The sequence below is a fragment of the Sphingomonas chlorellae genome, assembly GCF_056485145.1.
Genome location: NZ_JBQXXM010000004.1, coordinates 194,523 through 214,028, shown reverse-complemented (window position 1 = coordinate 214,028; position 19,506 = coordinate 194,523). Strand labels below are relative to the sequence as shown.

General features: G+C 70.4%; 18 protein-coding genes. 12 read left to right on the top strand and 6 right to left on the bottom strand.

What is annotated here, in order from left to right:
* Window positions 1-20: 20 nt before the first annotated feature.
* The 3 genes from ACT3CF_RS12410 to nudC are packed head-to-tail and all read left to right on the top strand — an operon-like array spanning window position 21 to window position 3,339.
* Window positions 21-1,061: an A/G-specific adenine glycosylase gene (locus tag ACT3CF_RS12410; RefSeq protein ID WP_478423191.1), complete on the top strand. Its 1,041-nt coding sequence runs from the start codon at window positions 21-23 to the stop codon at window positions 1,059-1,061.
* Complete coding sequence (locus ACT3CF_RS12405; RefSeq protein ID WP_478423189.1) at window positions 1,061-2,464, top strand: serine hydrolase domain-containing protein; 1,404 nt, start codon at window positions 1,061-1,063, stop codon at window positions 2,462-2,464. The genes ACT3CF_RS12410 and ACT3CF_RS12405 overlap by 1 nt, the downstream gene beginning before the upstream one ends.
* A complete protein-coding gene (gene nudC / locus ACT3CF_RS12400; RefSeq protein WP_478423489.1) occupies window positions 2,464-3,339 on the top strand; it encodes an NAD(+) diphosphatase in 876 nt (291 codons plus the stop codon). The genes ACT3CF_RS12405 and nudC overlap by 1 nt, the downstream gene beginning before the upstream one ends.
* A 28-nt stretch (window positions 3,340-3,367) precedes the next feature.
* Here nudC and ACT3CF_RS12395 read toward each other — a convergent pair whose 3' ends face one another.
* Entirely contained in the window at window positions 3,368-4,258 is an 891-nt protein-coding gene (locus ACT3CF_RS12395) for a prephenate dehydratase (RefSeq protein ID WP_478423188.1), read from the bottom strand.
* 101 nt (window positions 4,259-4,359) lie between these two features.
* Here ACT3CF_RS12395 and ACT3CF_RS12390 point away from each other — a divergent pair, with 101 nt between their 5' ends.
* Both ACT3CF_RS12390 and ACT3CF_RS12385 read left to right on the top strand, forming a co-directional pair.
* A complete protein-coding gene (locus ACT3CF_RS12390; protein WP_478423187.1) occupies window positions 4,360-5,001 on the top strand; it encodes a c-type cytochrome in 642 nt (213 codons plus the stop codon).
* 233 nt (window positions 5,002-5,234) lie between these two features.
* Window positions 5,235-6,917: a putative bifunctional diguanylate cyclase/phosphodiesterase gene (locus ACT3CF_RS12385; protein ID WP_478423185.1), complete on the top strand. Its 1,683-nt coding sequence runs from the start codon at window positions 5,235-5,237 to the stop codon at window positions 6,915-6,917.
* A 39-nt stretch (window positions 6,918-6,956) separates the two neighbouring features.
* Here the strand turns inward: ACT3CF_RS12385 and ACT3CF_RS12380 are convergent, their stop codons facing one another.
* Window positions 6,957-7,832, bottom strand: a complete 876-nt coding sequence (locus ACT3CF_RS12380) for an LOG family protein (protein ID WP_478423183.1) — start codon at window positions 7,830-7,832, stop codon at window positions 6,957-6,959.
* A 52-nt stretch (window positions 7,833-7,884) separates the two neighbouring features.
* Window positions 7,885-8,595 (bottom strand): extensin family protein, encoded by a 711-nt coding sequence (locus tag ACT3CF_RS12375; RefSeq protein ID WP_478423181.1) that lies wholly within the window; start codon window positions 8,593-8,595, stop codon window positions 7,885-7,887.
* 226 nt (window positions 8,596-8,821) lie between these two features.
* On the opposite strand from ACT3CF_RS12375, the gene ACT3CF_RS12370 reads away from it, so the two are divergent.
* The 3 genes from ACT3CF_RS12370 to ACT3CF_RS12360 all read left to right on the top strand — a co-directional run bounded on the left by ACT3CF_RS12370 (window position 8,822) and on the right by ACT3CF_RS12360 (window position 12,944).
* Window positions 8,822-9,979: a phosphoserine transaminase gene (locus ACT3CF_RS12370; protein ID WP_478423179.1), complete on the top strand. Its 1,158-nt coding sequence runs from the start codon at window positions 8,822-8,824 to the stop codon at window positions 9,977-9,979.
* 117 nt (window positions 9,980-10,096) lie between these two features.
* Window positions 10,097-11,677, top strand: coding sequence for a phosphoglycerate dehydrogenase (gene serA, locus ACT3CF_RS12365; protein ID WP_478423178.1), 1,581 nt, complete (start codon window positions 10,097-10,099; stop codon window positions 11,675-11,677).
* Between the two features lie 169 nt (window positions 11,678-11,846).
* Complete coding sequence (locus tag ACT3CF_RS12360) at window positions 11,847-12,944, top strand: ATP phosphoribosyltransferase regulatory subunit (RefSeq protein ID WP_478423176.1); 1,098 nt, start codon at window positions 11,847-11,849, stop codon at window positions 12,942-12,944.
* 18 nt (window positions 12,945-12,962) lie between these two features.
* Here the strand turns inward: ACT3CF_RS12360 and ACT3CF_RS12355 are convergent, their stop codons facing one another.
* Window positions 12,963-14,018, bottom strand: coding sequence for an aspartyl protease family protein (locus tag ACT3CF_RS12355; RefSeq protein WP_478423175.1), 1,056 nt, complete (start codon window positions 14,016-14,018; stop codon window positions 12,963-12,965).
* Between the two features lie 74 nt (window positions 14,019-14,092).
* A complete protein-coding gene (locus ACT3CF_RS12350; protein ID WP_478423488.1) occupies window positions 14,093-16,519 on the bottom strand; it encodes a ligase-associated DNA damage response DEXH box helicase in 2,427 nt (808 codons plus the stop codon).
* A 182-nt stretch (window positions 16,520-16,701) separates the two neighbouring features.
* On the opposite strand from ACT3CF_RS12350, the gene ACT3CF_RS12345 reads away from it, so the two are divergent.
* Window positions 16,702-17,493, top strand: a complete 792-nt coding sequence (locus ACT3CF_RS12345) for an SDR family oxidoreductase (RefSeq protein WP_478423174.1) — start codon at window positions 16,702-16,704, stop codon at window positions 17,491-17,493.
* A 36-nt stretch (window positions 17,494-17,529) separates the two neighbouring features.
* Here the strand turns inward: ACT3CF_RS12345 and ACT3CF_RS12340 are convergent, their stop codons facing one another.
* On the bottom strand, window positions 17,530-17,820 hold the full coding sequence (locus ACT3CF_RS12340) for a 4a-hydroxytetrahydrobiopterin dehydratase (RefSeq protein WP_478423173.1): 291 nt from the start codon (window positions 17,818-17,820) through the stop codon (window positions 17,530-17,532).
* Window positions 17,821-17,881: 61 nt separating this feature from the next.
* Between ACT3CF_RS12340 and ACT3CF_RS12335 the strand changes: the two genes are divergently transcribed.
* From ACT3CF_RS12335 to ACT3CF_RS12325, 3 genes are read left to right on the top strand one after another with little or no spacing between them, the layout of a single operon-like run.
* Complete coding sequence (locus tag ACT3CF_RS12335) at window positions 17,882-18,286, top strand: metallopeptidase family protein (protein ID WP_478423171.1); 405 nt, start codon at window positions 17,882-17,884, stop codon at window positions 18,284-18,286.
* Window positions 18,283-18,852, top strand: coding sequence for a heme ABC exporter ATP-binding protein CcmA (gene ccmA, locus ACT3CF_RS12330; protein WP_478423169.1), 570 nt, complete (start codon window positions 18,283-18,285; stop codon window positions 18,850-18,852). The genes ACT3CF_RS12335 and ccmA overlap by 4 nt, the downstream gene beginning before the upstream one ends.
* Window positions 18,849-19,493 (top strand): heme exporter protein CcmB, encoded by a 645-nt coding sequence (locus tag ACT3CF_RS12325; protein WP_478423167.1) that lies wholly within the window; start codon window positions 18,849-18,851, stop codon window positions 19,491-19,493. Before ccmA ends, ACT3CF_RS12325 begins: the two co-directional genes overlap by 4 nt.
* The last annotated feature ends 13 nt before the right edge of the window (window positions 19,494-19,506 follow it).

Below are 19,506 nucleotides of genomic sequence, written 5' to 3'. Positions count from 1 at the left end.
GTCCATGCCATAGGCGGGGCGTGCCCGACAATGTTCCTTGCGCGATCGCCGCCCAGCTTCTCGAATGGTATGACCGGCATGCCCGCCGCCTGCCCTGGCGCGCGCCGCCGGGCAGCAACGCCACCGACCCCTATCGCGTCTGGCTGTCCGAGGTGATGCTTCAGCAGACGCAGGTCGCGAGCGTCATTCCCTATTTCGAGGCGTTCACCGCGCGCTGGCCCGATTTCGCAGCGCTGGCCGCTGCCGACGATGCCGAGCTGATGGCGGCCTGGGCGGGGCTCGGCTATTATGCGCGCGCCCGCAACCTGCTCGCCTGCGCGCGCGAGGTCGCCCGGATCGGGGCGCTGCCCGATACCGAAGCCGGGTTGCGTGCGCTGCCGGGGATCGGCGCGTACACCGCCGCCGCGATCGCCGCGATCGCCTTCGGCCGCCGCGCCGTGGTCGTCGACGGCAATGTCGAGCGGGTGGTGACGCGGCTGTTCGCGCTCGACGATCCGCTGCCCGGCGCGCGCCCGGCGATTCGCGTGCTCACCGATTCGATCACGCCCGATCTGCGCGCGGGCGATTTCGCGCAGGCGATGATGGACCTGGGCGCCACGATCTGTACGCCGCGCGCGCCGCATTGCCTCGCCTGTCCGCTGCGCGACGCCTGCCGCGGCCATGCGCTCGGCGCGCCCGAGTCCTATCCGCGCAAGTCGCCCAAGCCCGCGCGTCCCGAACGCTATGGCACGATGTTCTGGCTCGAACGCGACGGCGCCGTCCTGCTCGTCCGCCGGCCGGCGCGCGGCCTGCTCGGCGGGATGCGCGCGCTCCCCACCGGCCCCTGGGCCGAAACGCCGCCCGGGCTCGACGGCGCGCCGGTCGCGGCCGACTGGCGGCTGCTTCCCGATACGGTGACGCATGGCTTCACGCATTTCCATCTTACGGTCGCGCTTGCAGCTGCCACAATCGAGGGGCATGCAGGCGGCGTCGATGGGGAATGGTGGCCGATCGAAGCGCTTGGAACGGCGGGGCTTCCCACCGTTTTTGCCAAGGCGGCCAGACGATTTGGGAGAATGTGATGCAGCGGTTGATCGGGGTTCCGGCGTTGGTGGTGGCAACGGCGCTCGTCGCGATGCCGGCGACGGCACAGACGACGCAGACGACGCAGACGACGCAGACGGGGCAGGCGCCTGCCGCCCATGCGATGCACAATGCCCATGCCGGCCATGCGGCCCCTTCTGCCGGGCTTGCCGCCGCGCCGCAGAGCCAGGCGCTGGTCGAGCGCTATGTGGCGGAAGGGCATGTGCCCGGTGCGCTCATCAGCATCGGCGTCGGCGACGCCGCGCCGCGGATCGTCAGTGCGGGCCGGATCGGCGACGGTCCCGCCGCGCGCGCGGTCGATGCCGACAGCCTGTGGCGCGTCTATTCGATGACCAAGCCGATCACCGGCATCGCCGCGATGATCCTGGTCGAAGAAGGCAAGCTGCGGCTCGATCAGCCGATCTCGGACTTCATCCCCGCCTTTCGCGACATGAAGGTGCTCGTCGATCCCGACAAGGATCTGACGACGCGCCCCGCGACGCGCCTGATCACCGTGCGCCACCTGCTCACGCACACCGCCGGGCTCGGCTACAACATCATCACCAAGGGGCCGCTGCTCAACGAATATATCCGCCTCGGCATCAACCCGGCACAGGTCGGCGCCGCGATGGAAGCCAATGATCGCAAGCTGCGCCCCGAAAGCCTCGCGGCTTTCGCAGACCGCGTCGCGACGCTGCCGCTGATCGCCGAACCGGGCACCAAATGGAGCTATTCGATCGGGCTCGACGTGCTCGGCCGCGTGATCGAGGTGGCGAGCGGCATGCCGTTCGACCGTTTCGTCAACACGCGCATTCTCACGCCGCTCGGCATGACGTCGAGCTACTGGACCGTCCCCGCCGCCAAGGCGTCGCAGCTCGCAACCGACTATGCGATGGTGGGCAGCAACCGCATCCCGGTCGATCCCGGCGCGGGCTCGGTCTGGCTCACGCCGCCCAGCTTCCCCTATGGCGGCGCCGGGCTGGTGATGTCGGCGCGCGACTATGATCGTTTCCTCCACATGCTGCTCAACGGCGGCGAGCTTGACGGCGCCCGCATCCTCAAGCCGGAGACGGTGCGGCTCGCGATGTCCGACCTGCTTCCGCCGACGGTCGACCGTTCCAGCCTCGAAAGCCTCACGCGCGACAGCGGCGTGCCGATGGGCTTCGGCGCGGCGGGCTCGGTCTATCTGGCCGACAAGCCCAATGGCCCGGGCAAGGGCACCTATGGCTGGGGCGGCGCGGCGGGCACGATCGCGTGGGTCGACCCCGTCCACCGCGTCCGCGCCGTCGGCATGATCAACCTGTTGCTCGACCAGGCGTTCAAGCGCGCGGCGGGCCAGACCGTCTACGCCGATCTTGCCGCGACGGCTCCTGCCGCCGGTGCCGGGGCCGCGACGCGGTGATCCTGCGTCCCGGCTTTACCGGCGCGACGCTCGATCGCGCCGATCGGGTCCGCCATGAACCCGAACTGCTCGCCGCCGCCCGCGCCGATCCGCGCGCGCGGCGGCTGGTGCTCGACGGGCTCGATCCGCAGATCGACGAACAGGGGCGTCTCGTCTGGAAGCCGGTCGAAGCCGATCCGGCCGCCGCGCTCCTGTTCCTCGGCTTCCACGACGGCGGCGTGCCGTGCTTCGTCGCGCCGCCGCCGCCGGGTGCCCGCTTTGCGGCGGGGCGCAGCCCGACGCTCGCCGCGATGCTCGACCGCATGCCGGCCGAGGAAGCGGCGCTCTATGCCGCCGCGCGCAGTCTCGTCGACTGGCATGCCCGCCACGGCTTCTGCGCGGTGTGCGGCACGCCCAGCGCGATGTTCCGCGCGGGCTGGGGCCGCCAGTGCCCGAATTGTCAGGCCGAACATTATCCGCGCGTCGATCCGGTCGTCATCATGATCGCCGAACATGACGGGCGTGCACTGCTCGGCCGCCAGCCGAGCTGGCCCGCCGGCCGCTATTCGGCGCTTGCCGGCTTTCTCGAGGTCGGCGAATCGATCGAGGAGGCCGTCGCGCGCGAAGTGACGGAGGAGGCGGGCGTCCGGGTCGCGCGCGTCCGCTATGTCGCCAGCCAGCCCTGGCCGTTCCCGTCGTCGCTGATGATCGCGTGCATCGCCGAGGCTGCCGACGACGCGATCCGCATCGACGTCCACGAGCTCGAGGATGCGCGCTGGTTCAGCCGCGACGCGGTGCGCCTCGCGCTTGCGGGCTCGGCCGAGGCGCCGTTCGTCGCACCGCCGCCCTTCGCGATCGCGCACACGTTGCTCACCGCCTGGGCGGCGGGCGACTGATCGCCGTCCGCGTCGCCCGCGCGCCCGTTCAGGGGCGCGGGCGCGCCTGCGGATAGGTGCCGAGCACGCGGAGCCACTTCGAATGGAAGCGCGCCTCGTCGAGCGCGCGGTCGACCGCCGGGTCGCCCGGGCTGCCGACGATGTCGGCATAGAATTCGGTGGCGGCAAAGCTGCCCCCGCGCTGATAGCTTTCCAGCTTGGTCATGTTGACGCCGTTGGTCGCAAACCCGCCCAGCGCCTTGTAGAGCGCCGCCGGCACGTTCTTCACCTCGAAGACAAAGGTGGTCATGCACGGCCCCGCGACCGGCAGCGCAAGCGGCGCGCGCGCCAGCAGGACGAAACGCGTCATGTTGTGGTCGGCATCGGCCAGATCGCTGGCGAGCAGGTTGAGCCCATAAAGTGCCTCGGCGCCCGGCGGGGCGAGCGCGGCGATGCCGGGGTCGGCGATCTCCGCCACCATCGCGGCGGCGCCGGCGGTGTCGGGATAGGCGACGGGCGAAATGCCGTGGTCCTTCAGCCAGTGGCGGCACTGGCCCAGCGCCTGCGGATGGCTCATCGCCTCGCGCACGTCGGCCAGCGAGCCGGTGCCCATCAGCCCGTACCGGATCGGCAGGAAATGCTCCCCGACGATCGCCAGCCCCGATTCGGGCAGCAGGAAATGGATGTCGGCGACGCGGCCGTGCAGCGAATTCTCGATCGGGATCAGCGCGTGGTCGGCGCGCCCCTCGCGTACCGCATCGATCGCATCCTCGAAGCTGAAGCACGGCAACGGCAGCGCGCCGGGGCATGCCTGCCCCACCGCGATGTGCGAATTGGCGCCGGGTGCGCCCTGAAAGGCGACGGCGCGGGCGGGTTCGGCTTCGGCACGGGCGATCAGGTCGGCAACGATGGGCCGGGCGGGGGCGGCGAAATTGTCCATTGCGCACGCGCGCTACTCCGCACCGCAACCCGGAGCAACCCCACCTTGCGAGGTTGCTGCACCCGAATTAAACAACTCGGAAAATTTCGTAGGGGCAAGTGATGGATAATCGCTTCATTACTTTCGCTGGCTGGGTTTTGGCCGGCGGTATCGCGGCGCTCGGGTTCACCGTCGTCAGCGGCAAGATCTTCCATTCCGAAACCCCTGAAAAGATGGGATATGCCGTGGAAGGCGGTGGTGCGGCTGCCGGTGGCGCGGCTGCGGCTGCGGTTGAGCCGATCGGGGCGCGGCTGGCGAAGGCCGACCCTGCCAAGGGCGCCGACGTGTTCAAGCAGTGCGCGGCGTGCCACACCGTCAATCAGGGCGGTGCTTCGGGCGTCGGCCCGAATCTGTGGGGTGTCGTCGGCAAGCCGCACGGCCATCTCGCCGGCTTCGCCTATTCGGACGCGATCAAGAAGGTGCCCGGCGACTGGACCTTCGATGCGCTCGATGCGTGGCTGACCAGCCCGCGCAAATATGCGCCGGGGACCAAGATGACCTTTGCCGGCCTCGCCAATCCTCAGGATCGCGCGAACGTCATCGCCTATCTGAACAGCCAGGGCTCGAACCTGCCGCTTCCGGCCGCCGATGCGGCGCCGGCGGCCGATGCCGGGGCGCAGGCCAATGTCGCGGCCGGCGGCGACACGGCCAATCTGTCGAACGAGGCCGCGCCCGCTGCCGGCGCGCCGGCCAAGTCGAAATAACGCACGGCGCCGCGACCGGGGGCGAGAGCCTCCGCGAAGCGGGGTGCCTTTCATGGCGTTGCCGAAGGGCGGGCGCGACAGTCTGGCTGTCGCGGCCCGCCCTTTCGTTTGCGCCGGCCGCGGTCGCGGGCGATCCCGTACATCTCCTTAACCGCCCGGCAAGCCTTCCTGAACGACCGCGGCCCTAGCCAAAGGATGCATTCCCCCCGGTGCGCGTGGAGAGGGAGGTTGGCGTGGTTGCGGCCGGATCGGTGATGAGCCTGGCGGATCTGGCGGCGATGATCGAGGTCATCCCGTGCGCCATCCTCGTCAAGGACAGCGATCATCGCATCCTGATGGCCAATGACGCCATGTGTGCGCTCATCGGCCATTCGCGTGCGCAGGTGGTCGGTCATTTCGACAGCGATTTCGTCCCGGCGGACGAGGTCGACGGATTTCTCCGCGCCGACCGGCGTGTGCTCGAAAGCGGTGAGCCCGAGGAGGTCGAGGAAGTCCTCACGCGCGGCGACGGATCGCGCCGCACCGTCGTGACGCGCAAGGCGCGGGTGATCCTCGACGGTGTCCCCCATGTGCTGACGACGATCACCGACGTCACCGCCTATCGCGAGGCGGTGGCGCACAATCGTTATCTGGCGCTGCACGACCATCTGACGGGCCTCGCCAACCGCGCGCTGCTCAACGAACGGATCGAGCAGGCGCTTGCCCGCGAATCGCGCACCGGGCGCGATTATCTGCTGTTCATCGACCTCGATCGTTTCAAGGCGGTCAACGACGCCAACGGCCACCAGGTCGGCGACGCGCTGCTCGCCCGCTTCGCCGAGCGCCTGACGTCGATCGTGCGTGCCAGCGACACGGTGGCGCGTCTCGGCGGTGACGAATTCGCGCTGTTCGTGCGCGGCCTCCACGGCCGCAGCGATGTCGAGCGCCTGTGTACGCGCATCCTCGATGCGGCCGGGCGCCCGTTCCATGTCGAGGGCGTGTCCGCCTTCGTGTCCGCTTCGGTCGGCGTGGTCGGGGTGCCGCGCACGCCCGTCTCGCGGATCGAACTCAAGCGCCGCGCCGATGTCGCGCTCTACCAGGCGAAGCGCGAAGGCCGCGCCTGCTATCGCTTCTTCTCGCCCGAACTCGACGCCGAAACGCGCCGCCGGCGTGCGATCGAGGCCGATCTGCGCGTCGCGCTCGCGCATGGCGAGGGGCTGGCGGTGCATTATCAGCCCCAGCTTGCCAGCACCGATCATGCGCTGATCGGCGTCGAGGCACTGGTTCGCTGGCAGCATCCGCGGCTGGGCGCGCTCCCGCCCGCGGAGTTCATTCCCATCGCCGAGGAAACGGGCCAGATCGACCTGCTCGGCGAATGGGTGCTGCGGCATGCCTGCGCCGCGATGGCGCGCTGGGGCGATCTGCAACTCGCGGTCAACCTCTCGCCGGTTCAGCTCCGCAACCCGCTGCTCGTCGAACGCATCCTCGCGGTCCTCGCCGAAACCGGCTTCCCCGCGCGGCGGCTTCAGCTCGAAGTGACCGAAAGCGCGCTCCTCGCCGATGACGGCGGCGTGCCCGAGGTGCTCGAGCGGCTGCGCGGGCATGGCGTGCGCATCGTCCTCGACGATTTCGGCACCGGCTATTCCAGCCTCAGCCATCTCCAGCGGCTCGATATCGACAAGGTCAAGATCGACAAGAGCTTCATCCAGGCGCTCGCCGATCCCGAATCGGCGGCGATCGTCCACGCCGTCACCAGCCTCGCCGCGGCGCTTCACATTCCCGTCACCGCCGAAGGCGTCGAGACCGAGGACCAGCGTCGCGCGCTCGACGCCTTCGGCGCGCTCGAGCTTCAGGGCTATCTGATGGCGCCGCCGATGGCCGAGGCGGCGCTGCGCGACTATGTCGCGCGGCACCACGGCCTCACCGCCGCCGCCTGAACGCGGGCGGCGGCGCCGGGGCGGGGCCGTGCCGCCGGGTCAGCCCCGCGCGGCTTCCTTTTCCTGCCAGAAGTTCTGGATGATTTCCCATCCCTCTTCGGCGGTCTCGACGAAACGGAACAGCTTCAGGTCGCGCGGCCCGATCACGCCTTCCTCGCACAGCGCTTCGAAATTGACGACGCGCTGCCAGAAGTCCTTGCCGTAGAACAGCACCGGAATCGGGTCGATCTTGCCCGTCTGGATCAGCGTCAGCAGCTCGAACGCCTCGTCGAACGTGCCGAAACCGCCGGGGAACACCGCCACCGCGCGCGCGTGCAGCAGGAAATGCATCTTGCGCAGCGCGAAATAGTGGAACTGCATCGACAGCGACGGCGTCACATAGGGATTGGGCGCCTGTTCGTGCGGCAGCACGATGTTGAGCCCCACCGATTCGGCGCCCATGTCGGTCGCGCCGCGGTTGGCGGCTTCCATGATCGACGGGCCGCCGCCCGAACACACGACGAAGTGGCGGTTGCCCGCCTCGTCGGGGGCGACGCTGCTCGCCAGCTGTGCCAGCCGGCGTGCGACGTCGTAATAATGCGACTTCTCGATCAGCCGTTCGGCGATGCGCTTCTGCTCGGGGGTGTCGGCAAGCTCGAGCAGCGCCTGCGCCTTCGACGGCTCGGGGATGCGCGCCGAACCATAGACGACCAGCGTCGATGCGATCTTGGCCTCGTCGAACAGCAGTTGCGGCTTCAGCAGCTCAAGCTGGAAGCGGACCGGGCGCAGATCCTCGCGCAACAGGAAATCCATGTCCTGGAACGCAAGTCGATAGGCGGGATGCTCGGTCTGGGGCGTGCCGCTGGCGGTGTTGGCGGTCTCGGCTTCCTGCTGGGCAGGGCGGAAGACGCGGCTGGGTACGCGGGTATCGTTCATTTAGCCCGGAATAGGACGAATGCCGTCGCGCTGCAAATGACGCGCGCGTGAATCAGCGACAAAAGGGGCCGCGCCCCATGTCGAGGTGCAGGTGATCGCGGTGCGCGGCGTTGTAATCGGGGCTCAGCACCGTCTGGAACCGCTTGCACGCCGAACGGTGGATCACCGTCAGGAACTCGCGCACGGCCGGATCGGGCGATCGCCAGTCGTCGAGGATGCGCACCCGCCGCCCGTCCTTCAGCACGAACGCGCTGACATCGACCGCATTCGCCGCGGCATGTTCGGACAGCTTGCCCGCCGTCGCGGCGCCGCCGCCCACGATCGCGCGGCAGACAAAGGTGCCATAGCTTTCGATGCGGACGACGTCGCTGCCCAGGATCTGCCGCGCCGCCGGCGCCACGGCATAATGGACCCAGCCGGTAAAGGCGCGTGCCAGCGGGCAGCGCATCGCCTTCAGCCCGGTGACGGGAATGCCGATGTCGAGCAGCCGCACCGACGCCTGCATCGTGCAGCCGTTGCCGAAATCGCGATCGGGCACCGGTTCGAACACCGCGGCGTTGCGCGTCAGGTCGGTATAGCATTGCTGCGTCTCGCGCGTCGTCAGCGGGCGAAAGCCGGGGCTTTCGGGCACGCGCGGCCGGTGCGGCGGCGCACCGCGCGGCGCGTCGCTGCCGCCGAACAGGCACCCGGCCAGCGCCAGCGCGGCGATCGGCGACAGCAGCGCGGGGACGCGAAAGGCGATGGGGCGAAAACGACGCGGCATCGCCCGGTCTCCTAGCAGATCGTCGCCCGTCGCGGCCACCGTCGCCGCCGCCCTGCGCCCGCGGTTCACCGCAATCGCGGGATCGGCGCGGGCCTTCTGTAACATTGCTGCGCAGGGGCGGCGCATCGGGCAAGTTTATAGCTTGACTGGCGCGCAAACGGCTTTAGAGCGGCCGACGGGCCACGCGGTCCCAACGCCGCGCGTGCTCTCTGCAAGGAGAGTCTATATGACTGATACGACTGCCGCCGGCGCCACACTTGCGCCTGCCAAGCCCGCCACGCTTCCGGCGCGCCCCTTTTTCTCCTCCGGTCCCTGCGCCAAGCCTCCGGGCTGGTCGCCCGAGAAGCTCGCCACCGAGTCGCTCGGCCGCTCGCACCGCTCGAAGCTGGGCAAGACCCGCCTCCAATATTGCATCGACCTGATGCGCGAGCTGCTCCGCCTGCCGGACACGCACCGCATCGGCATCGTGCCCGGTTCGGATACCGGCGCCTTCGAAATGGCGATGTGGACGATGCTGGGCGCACGTCCCGTCACAGCGCTCGCCTGGGAAAGCTTCGGTGAAGGTTGGGTCACCGATGCGGTCAAGCAGCTCAAGCTCGAACCGACCGTGCTGCGCGCCGATTACGGCCGGATCGCCGATCTTGCCGCGGTCGACTGGTCGAACGACGTGCTGTTCACCTGGAACGGCACCACTTCGGGCGTGCGCGTGCCGAACGGCGACTGGATCGCCGCCGATCGCGAGGGGCTCAGCTTCGCCGACGCCACCTCGGCGGTGTTCGCCTATGACCTGCCCTGGGACAAGATCGACGTCGCCACCTTCTCCTGGCAGAAGGTGCTGGGCGGCGAGGGCGCGCACGGCGTGCTGATCCTCGGCCCGCGCGCGGTCGAACGGCTCGAGACCTATACCCCCGCCTGGCCGCTGCCCAAGGTGTTCCGTCTGACCAAGGGCGGCAAGCTCGTCGAAGGCGTGTTCAAGGGCGAGACGATCAACACCCCGTCGATGCTCGCGGTCGAGGATGCGATCTTCGCGCTCGAATGGGCCAGGGGGCTGGGCGGCGCCGAGGGGCTGATCGCCCGCTCGGACGCCAATGCCGCCGCGCTCGACGCGATCGTCGCCGAACGCGACTGGCTCGGCCATCTCGCCGCCGATCCCGCGATCCGGTCGCGCACCAGCGTGTGCCTCACCGTCGAGGGCGCCGATACCGACTTCATCAAGAAGATGGCCGCGCTGCTCGAAAAGGAAGGCGCCGCGCTCGACGTCGCTGGCTATCGCGACGCGCCGGCGGGGCTGCGCATCTGGTGCGGCGCGACGGTCGACACCGCCGATATCGTGGCGCTGGGGCCGTGGCTCGACTGGGCCTACGCCACCGTCAAGGCCGGCTGATTTTCACCCATTTTCGGCCCCCGGCCTTTGCGCCAGGGGGCCGCTTCTAACCGTCTCCGCGACAGCAGGATCCCGGCGCAACGGCCGGGGCGGCGGTAGAATCCAAGGATACGACCCATGCCCAAGGTACTGATTTCCGACAAGATGGACCCCAAGGCCGCGCAGATCTTCCGCGAGCGCGGGCTCGAGGTCGACGAGATCACCGGCAAGACCCCCGACGAGCTCAAGGCGATCATCGGCCAGTATGACGGCCTCGCCATCCGCAGCTCGACCAAGGTCACCAAGGACATCCTCGCGCACGCGACCAACCTCAAGGTGATCGGCCGCGCCGGCATCGGCGTCGACAATGTCGACATCCCGGCCGCGTCGGCCAAGGGCGTGGTGGTGATGAACACGCCCTTCGGCAACTCGATCACCACCGCCGAGCATGCGATCGCGCTGATGTTCGCGCTCGCCCGCCAGCTTCCCGAGGCCGACGCCTCGACCCAGGCGGGCAAGTGGGAAAAGAACCGCTTCATGGGCGTCGAAGTCACCGGCAAGACGCTCGGCCTGATCGGCGCGGGCAATATCGGCTCGATCGTCGCCGACCGCGCGCGCGGGCTCAAGATGAAGGTGATCGCCTATGATCCCTTCCTCACCCCCGAACGCGCGCTCGAGATGGGCGTCGAAAAGATGAGCCTCGACGATCTGCTGCTGCGCGCCGACTTCATCACGCTCCACACCCCGCTGACCGACCAGACGCGCAACATCCTCAGCCGCGAGAACCTTGCCAAGACCAAGCGCGGCGTGCGCATCATCAACTGCGCGCGCGGCGGCCTGATCGACGAGGCGGCGCTCAAGGAAGGGCTCGATTCGGGCCATATCGCGGGCGCGGCGCTCGACGTGTTCGTCACCGAACCGGCCAAGGAACATCCGCTGTTCGGCACGCCCAACTTCGTCGCCACCCCGCACCTCGGCGCTTCGACCACCGAGGCGCAGGTCAATGTCGCGATCCAGGTCGCCGAGCAGATGGCCGAATATCTGACCACCGGCGGCGTCACCAACGCGCTCAACATGCCCAGCCTCTCGGCCGAGGAAGCGCCGCGGCTCAAGCCCTATATGGCGCTTGCCGAGGCGCTCGGCAGCCTGGTCGGCCAGCTTGCGCACGGCGAACTGGTCAACATCGCGATCGAGGTCGAGGGCGCGGCCGCCGAACTCAACCAGAAGCCGATCACCAGCGCGGTGCTCGCCGGGCTGATGCGCGTCCATTCGGACACGGTGAACATGGTCAACGCGCCCTATCTGGCCAAGGAACGCGGGCTCGACGTGCGCGAGGTGCGGCGCGATCGCGAGGGCGACTACCACACGCTCGTCCGCGTCACGGTCGGTACCCAGGCGGGCGATCGTTCGGTTGCCGGCACGCTGTTCGGCAACGGCGCGCCGCGCCTTGTCGAGCTGTTCGGCATCAAGGTCGAGGCCGATCTTTCGGGCCACATGCTCTACATCGTCAACGAGGACGCGCCCGGCTTCATCGGCCGGCTCGGCACCACGCTGGGCGAGGCGGGGGTCAACATCGGCACCTTCCACCTCGGCCGCCGTTCGGCGGGGGGCGAGGCGGTGCTGCTGCTCTCGGTCGACGAAGAGGTGAAGCCCGACCTGATCGCGCGCGTGCGCGCGCTGCCGGGCGTCAAGACCGCGATGGCGCTGGCGTTCCAGTAAGCATCGGTGCCGGGTGCGGCGCGGCGGTCGCGTCGCGTCGCACCCGGTGGCGGGCTTCCCGCGCGGCGCCGGCTTGTCGAAGCGCGCGGCATCTTCTAGCGCAGCCTGTGCGCCGCGACCGTGCCCTGCCCGCCGGCGCGTCCATGAAGATGAAGGCGTTTCCCCGACCATGACCGGACTGCTCCCCGAAGGATTCCATGATCGCCTGCCGCCCGCGGCCGACGCGGCGGCGCGGATCGAGGCGCGCGCGCTCGGCGTCGCGCGGCTCTATGGCTATGAGCAGGTCGATCCCCCGCTCGCCGAATTCGCCGACGAACTCGCCGCGCGGCTCAAGGCGGCACGGATGCGCGACGCGGTGCGCTTCGTCGATCCGGTGTCGCAGCGGACGCTGGCGATCCGTCCCGATCTGACCGCACAGGTCGGCCGCATCGCCGCGACGCGCATGGGGCACCATCCGCGCCCGGTGCGGCTGTCCTATGCCGGCCCGGTGCTCAAGCTCAGCGCGCCGTCGCTCCATCCCCAGCGCGCGATGCGCCAGATCGGCTGCGAGCTGATCGGGCGCGACAGCGTCGCCGCCGCGCGCGAGATCGTCGAGGTCGCGATCGAGGCGCTCTACGCCGCGGGCTTGCGCGGCATCGCGGTCGATTTCACGCTGCCCGACCTGGTCGACACGCTCGCCGGTCCCCAGCTCGATCCTGCCCGGCTCGAAGCGCTGCGCGAGCGGCTCGATGCCAAGGATGCCGGCGGCGTCGCGGCGATCGACCCGCGCTACCTCCCGCTGATCGAGGCGGCGGGGCCGTTCGATGCCGCGATGGCGCGGCTGCGCGCGTTCGATGCGGGCAACGCGCTCGACAGCCGGCTCGAAGGGCTCGCGGCGATCGCGGCGGGGATCGGGGGCAAGGCGCAGCTCACGCTCGATCCCACCGAACGCCATGGCTTCGAATATCAGAGCTGGCTCGGCTTCTCGCTCTTCGCCAAGGGCGTGATGGGCGAAATCGGCCGCGGCGGCACCTACACCGTGCTCCATGGCGACGGCCGCGAGGAACCGGCGGTCGGCTTCTCGCTCTATGTCGATCCCGTGCTCGATGCGGGCGTCGGCGCCGACGAGCGGCGGCGGCTGTTCCTCCCGTTCGGCACGCCCGCCGAAGAGGGTGCGGCGCTGCGGGCCGAAGGCTGGGTGACCGTTGCTGCGCTCGAGGCCGAGGATACGCCCGAAGCGCAGCTCTGCACGCACGTCCTGCGCGACGGGGTGCCCGAACGGCTCTGATCCGCCGCGCCGCGCGCGTCAGGGGATCGCGCGCGCCGGCGATCCCGCATCGGCCACTGCGGTTCGCGCCGGCCGCGGCGGTCGCGTGGTCGCTTCGGGGACGATGAAGCGGATCTGCCGGTTGGCGAAGTCGATCTCGACGCGGCGAAAACTGCGCAGCGCGTCCATCCCCAGCATCAGCGCCGGTCCCTTGCCCAGCCCGAACCGGGCAAAGGGCGGCGTCTCGGCAAAGGCGATCGGCATCGCCCCGAACGCGATCGGTCCCAGCCGGATGTCGGGGACCAGGTGCGACACCGCGTGGAGCTGGTCGCCCGTCACCGTCGTCACCAGCACCGGCGTCGGCACGCCCTTGCTGCGCAGGATGCGGCGCAGCAGCGCGGTGTTGCCGACCGTCACCTGCGACCCCGTGTCGATCATCACGCGGATTCGCGTCGATCCGTAATGCGCGTCGGTGACGATCAGCTGGCCGTGCGTGCTCTTGGCGGTGACGACGATCGCATCGGGGTCGCGCGGGGCGTCGTTGCGCGCGCGCCGTTCGCTCGGCCGCACCGCCATCGTCCCGGCCGCGAAGTCGATCTCGACGCGGTGGTTGGCCAGCGTGTCGATGCCCAGCAATCCCAGCGCGCCGATGTCGCGTGCCGCCAGCGCGGGCGCGACGACGTCGTGCCGCTGGCCGATCGCCGGGATCATCAGGTCGCGGATCAGCACCGTGTCGACCTGCCGCGTGCCCGTCACCGACACGACGCGCACCGGGTTGCCCGGCGCCAGCCTGAGCGCCCCCGAAAGCTCGCGCGCGATCACGCTGCGCTCGGCGCCGGTGTCGATGATGAAGGGATAGGGGCCGCTGCTCCCCACCGCCACCGGAACGGTCAGCCGCATGTCGAGCGTGCCCAGCATCACCGCGATCGGGTCGTCGCCCGTCGGCGCGGCGGGCGGTGCCTCGGCGGGCGGGGCAGGGGCGGGCGCGGTGGTCGCGCCGCCGGTCGCCTGCGCCGCCGCGACGCCGGCCATGGGGGATCCAAGGGCGAAGGTCGCGATCGTCAACGTCGCGAGGGCAGGCGCGAGTCGGTTCATGCTGCAGCCCTATTGCATGCAGCATTTTGCAGCAATTGCGGGCCGCTACGGGGCCGCCCGCGCCGCGTCGCGGTTCAGTCGCGCCGCATCGCCTCGGCCGCCAGCGCCTCGGCCTCGATCAGCAGCGCGTCGTCGGCACTGCCCTGCGGCACCGATTCGCGCCCGATCATCACCAGCATCGGCACCGCCATCGGGCTCACCCGCGCCAGGTCGCGGTGAAGCATCGTCGCCGCCGCGCTGTCGAGCAGATGCGCCAGCCGCCCCACATCGGTCATCCGCGCGCGCGCATCCTCCCATGCCGCGCGCAGCAACAGATGGTCGGGCTCGTACCGGCGCAGCACGTCATAGATCAGGTCGGTCGAAAAGCTCACCTGGCGCCCCGTCTTGCGCTTGCCCGGATGCTGGCGCTCGACCAGCCCGCCGATGATCGCCACCTCGCGGAACGCCCGCTTGAGCAGCGCCGACTGCTGCACCCAGTCGACGAACTCATGCTCCAGGATGTCGGGCGAAAACAGCGCGGCGGGGTCGGTGATCTTCTCCAGCCCATAGACGGCAAGGCCATAGTCGTTGGCCACGAACCCCAGCGGCTTCAGCCCCTCGGCCTCCATCCGCCGCGTCAGCAGCATCCCCAGCGACTGGTGCGCGTTCCACCCCTCGAAGCTGTACGCGACCATGTGGTGCCGGCCCTCGTGCGGAAAGGTCTCGACCAGCAATTGCCCCGGCGCGGGCAGCGCCGACCGTTCGGCCTGCGCGGTCAGCCATTCCTGCACCTCGTCCGGGAAACGCGGCCATTGGCTCCGGTCGTGCAGGAAGCCGCGCACCCGCGCCGCCAGGTTGGTGCTGATCGCCAGCCGCGCGCCCATATAGGAGGGGATGCGCGCCGATCGCGTCGTCGCGCGCACCACCAGGTCGGTCGCATCGACGCGCTCGACCTCCAGGCTCATGCCCGCAAAGAAAAAGGTGTCGCCGGGGCTCAGCGTCGCGCCGAAGCCTTCCTCGACGCGCCCCAGCTTGCGCCCGTTGCGAAAGCGGACCTCGAGCATCGGCGATTCGACGATGATCCCCGCGTTCAGCCGATGCTGCGCAACAAAGGCGGGCTGCGTCACGCGCCACCGCCCGTCGGCACCGCGCGTCAGCCGCTTGAACCGGTCATAGGCGCGCAGGCTGTAGCCGCCGTCGGCGATGAACCCCAGCACGCGCTCGAACGTCTCGTCGCTCAGCGCCGAATAGGGCAGCGCCGCACGCACCTCGTCGAGAAGCGCCGCCGCCGCGAACGGCTCGGCACAGGCGCATCCCATCACATGCTGCGCCAGCACGTCGAGCGCGCCGGGGCGGAACGCGTCCGCGTCGAGCTCGCCCGCCGCCACCGCGTCGAGCGCCGCGCGCGCCTCCAGATATTCAAAACGGTTGCCCGGCACGATCACCGCCTCGCTCGCCACGTCGATGCGGTGGTTGGCGCGGCCGATGCGCTGCAACAGTCGCGACGAGCCCTTGGGCGCGCCCATCTGGATCACGCAGTCGACATCGCCCCAGTCGACGCCCAGGTCCAGGCTCGCGGTCGCCACCAGCGCGCGCAGCTTGCCGTCGGCCATCGCCTGCTCGGCCTTGCGCCGTGCCTCCAGGCTCAGGCTGCCGTGATGCACCCCGATCGGCAGCCGCGCCGCGTTGACCTTCCACAGTTCCTGGAAGATCAGCTCGGCCAGCCCGCGCGTGTTGCAGAACACGATCGTGGTGCGGTGCCGCTCGATCTCGGCCATCACCTGCGGGATCGCATAGCGTCCCGAATGTCCGGCCCATGGCACGCGGCCCTGCGGCAACAGGATCTCGACTGCGGGCGGTGCCCCGGCCTCGCCCTCGACCAGCGCCACGCTGTCGATGTCGCCGTGCGGCGCCAGCCAGCCGCGATAGTCGTCGGGGTCGGCGACGGTCGCCGAAAGCGCGACGCGGCGCAGCCCCGGGGCGATCCGCTGGAGCCGCGCGAGCCCGAGCGCGAGCAGGTCGCCGCGCTTGCCGTTGGCAAAGGCATGGACCTCGTCGACCACCACCGTCTTCAGCCCCGCGAACAGCGTCAGGCTGTCGGGATAGGACAGCAACAGGCTCAGCGATTCGGGCGTCGTCAGCAGGATCTGCGGCGGCCGCACGCGCTGGCGCTGCTTGCGCTCGTGCGGCGTGTCGCCGCTGCGCGTCTCGACGCGGATCGGCAGCCCCATCTCGGCGATCGGGGTGAGCAGGTTGCGCTGCACGTCGACCGCCAGCGCCTTGAGCGGCGAGACATAGAGCGTGTGGAGCCCCTCGGCCGGCGCCTCGATCAGCTCGACCAGGCTCGGCAGGAACCCCGACAGCGTCTTGCCCGCGCCCGTCGGCGCGACGAGCAGCGCGTGGCGCCCCGCGCGCGCCGCCGCCAGCATCGCCTGCTGGTGCCGTCGCGGCGCCCATCCGCGCGCGGCAAACCATCGCGCAAGCACGTCGGGCAGCCCCTCGGGCGGCGCGGCGGCGGGCATGGGCGGGGGAATGGGCACGGCGTTCAGCGTTGGCGCGGCGGCGATGCGTTCGCAAGTCCCCCTTTGGGCATCCGCCGCGCCTGCGCCCCCGCACGCCGGGGCTGGCCAAGCCGCGCCGACTGGGGGATGAAGGTGCCAAGGGCGCCGCACGACGAGCGCCCGCGATGCATAGGGGAGAGGGCATGGCAGAGGAAAAGGCGATCTTCATCACCGGCGGCGCGTCGGGCATCGGTCAGGCGGTGGCGCGGCTGTTTGCCGCGCGCGGCTGGCGCGTGGGCCTCGCGGACGTCAACGAAGCCGGGCTCGCCGCGACGCGCGCGATGCTGCCGGGGCCGGCGAGCGTGCATGTGATGGACGTGCGCGATCGCGATCAATGGGCGCGCGCGCTCGCCGATTTCGCCGAACAGAGCGGCGGGCGGCTCGACGTGCTGTGCAACAATGCGGGAATCGCGGTCGGCGGTCCGCTTGCCGCCACCGACTTCGACGCGATCGACCGGCTCGTCGCGATCAATTTCATGGGCGTCGTCAACGGCGCGCGGATCGGCCACGGCTTCCTGCGCGCGACGCCGGGGTCGTGCCTCGTCAACACCGCCTCGGCGGCGGGCATCTATGGCTCGCCGGGGCTCGCGCTCTATGCCGCCAGCAAGTTCGCGGTGCGCGGGCTCACCGAATCGCTCGATGCCGAATGGGCGGCCGACGGCATCCGCGTCCGCTCGATCATGCCCAGCTTCATCGACACGCCGCTGCTCGACGCCGTGTCGCACGGCAGCAACCAAACCGCGCGCGAAAGCGTGCGTGCCGCCGGGCTCGAATTCACCCCGGTCGAAACCGTTGCGCAGGCGGTGTGGGATGCGGTGCACGGCGATCGGCTGCACATGATCGTCGGCCGCACCGCGCAGCGGCTGGCCTTTGCCGCGCGCTGGTTCCCCGGCCGGCTGCGCAGCCAGATGCGGCGGTCGGGGCTGCAACGCTGATCGGCGCCCCGCCCGCGCGGGCGGGGCCGGCGGCGTTCAGTCGAGCAGGCGGTTGATCGCCTTCGCCATCTGGATGTCGCGCGGCGACAGCCCGCCCGCGTCATGCGTGGTCAGCAGGATGTCCACCTTGTTCCACACGTTCGACCATTCGGGGTGATGGTCGGCCTTTTCGGCGAGCAGCGCCACGCGCGCCATGAAGCCGAAGGCGGCGCTGAAATCGGCGAATTCGAACACGCGGCGCACGCCGTCGCGCGTCGCGTCATAATGCCATCCCTCGATCGCGGTCAGCGATTCGCCGCGTTCATGCTCGGTCAGTCGTGCAACCATCGGTCCCCTCCTTGCGCTCGCGCCTTGCCGTGGCTTCGCGGCTGTGCCTATGGACTAGCCGATGAACGGGCAACCCGCCACCTACGCCCCCGATGCCGCCGCGATCGAGCGGCTGGCCCGCGACGCGCTGGCGCGCATTCCCGCGCCCTTCGCCGGCTATCTCGCCGACATCGTGCTGATCGTCGATGAACTGGCCGACGACGAAACGCTCGACGCGCTCGGGATCGAGGATCCGTTCGAACTCACCGGCCTCTATCACGGCCGCCCGGTGGGGGAGAAATCGGCGTTCGATTCGGGGGCGCTGCCCGATCGCATCCACCTCTATCGCCGCGCGCTGCTCGACGAATGGGCGGCGACCGGCGTGTCGCTCGAATCGCTCGTCACGCACGTCGTCGTGCACGAGGTGGGGCATCATTTCGGCCTGTCGGATGACGACATGCACGCGCTGGAAGAAGCCGTCGGGTGAGCGCCGGCCTGGTATTTCAGGATGTCGCCTGCCTGCGCGGCGGCCGGCTGTTGTTCGAGGGGCTGTCCTACGCGCTCGGCCCCGGCGAGGCGGCGCTCGTCGTCGGCCCCAACGGCACCGGCAAGTCCAGCATGATCCGCATCGCCGCCGGGCTGCTCGCGCCCGCGGCGGGCCGCGTCACGGGCGAGGGCGCGCGGGCGCTGCTCGCCGAGGCGGCGGCGCTCGATCCTGAATGCAGCATCGCGCAGGCGCTCGGCTTCTGGGCCGCGCTCGACGGGCGGCGCGATGCCGTCGCCGACGCGCTCGAGGCGGTCGGGCTCGCCGCGCTCGCGCGCGTGCCGGTGCGGCTGCTGTCGACCGGCCAGCGCCGGCGCGCTGCGCTCGCGCGCGTCATCGCCAGCGGGGCGCCGGTGTGGCTGCTCGACGAACCCGCCAATGGGCTCGATCGCGATTCGGTCGCCGCGCTCGAAGCGCGCATCGCCGCGCATCGCGCCGCCGGCGGCATCGTCGTCGTCGCGACGCACCAGCCGATCGACCTCCCCGATGCCCAGGCGGTGCGGTTATGACCATGTTTGCCGCAATCGTCTGGCGCGAACTGCGCCGCGCGTGGAGCACGGGCGGGCTGATGCTTCCCGTCGCCTTCTTCCTGCTCGTCGCAATCCTGTTCCCCTTCGCGATCGGTCCCGATGCGCGGCTGCTCGCGCGCGTCGGCGGCGGCGTCGTGTGGGCGGCGGCGCTGCTCGCGGCGCTGCTTCCCGTCGAACGCCTCGTCGCGCCCGATGCCGAAAGCGGCGTGCTCGACCAGTTCGCGGCGCGCGGGATTCCCGATGCGGTCGTCGCCGCGGCAAAGATGATCGGCCACTGGCTCGGCTTCGCGCCCGCGCTGCTCGGCGCGACCGTCGTCGCGGCGGGGCTGCTCCACCTCGACGGCGCGGCGCTCGGACCGCTGCTCGTCGCGCTCGCGATCGGCACGCCGGGGCTCGCCGCGCTCGGCATCGCCACCGCCGCGCTCGTCGCGGGGTTGCGCGGCGCGGGCGCGCTCGGCGGGCTCGTCATGCTGCCCTTCGCGGTGCCGCTGCTCATCTTCGGCGCCGGGGCGGGCGGCGATCAGCCGGGCGCGATCAAGCTGCTCGGCGCGGTCAGCCTGCTGCTCGTCGCCGGGTGTCCGTTCGTCGCGGGGGCGGCGGTGCGGATGGGGCGGAGCTGAGCTGAGCTGCGCT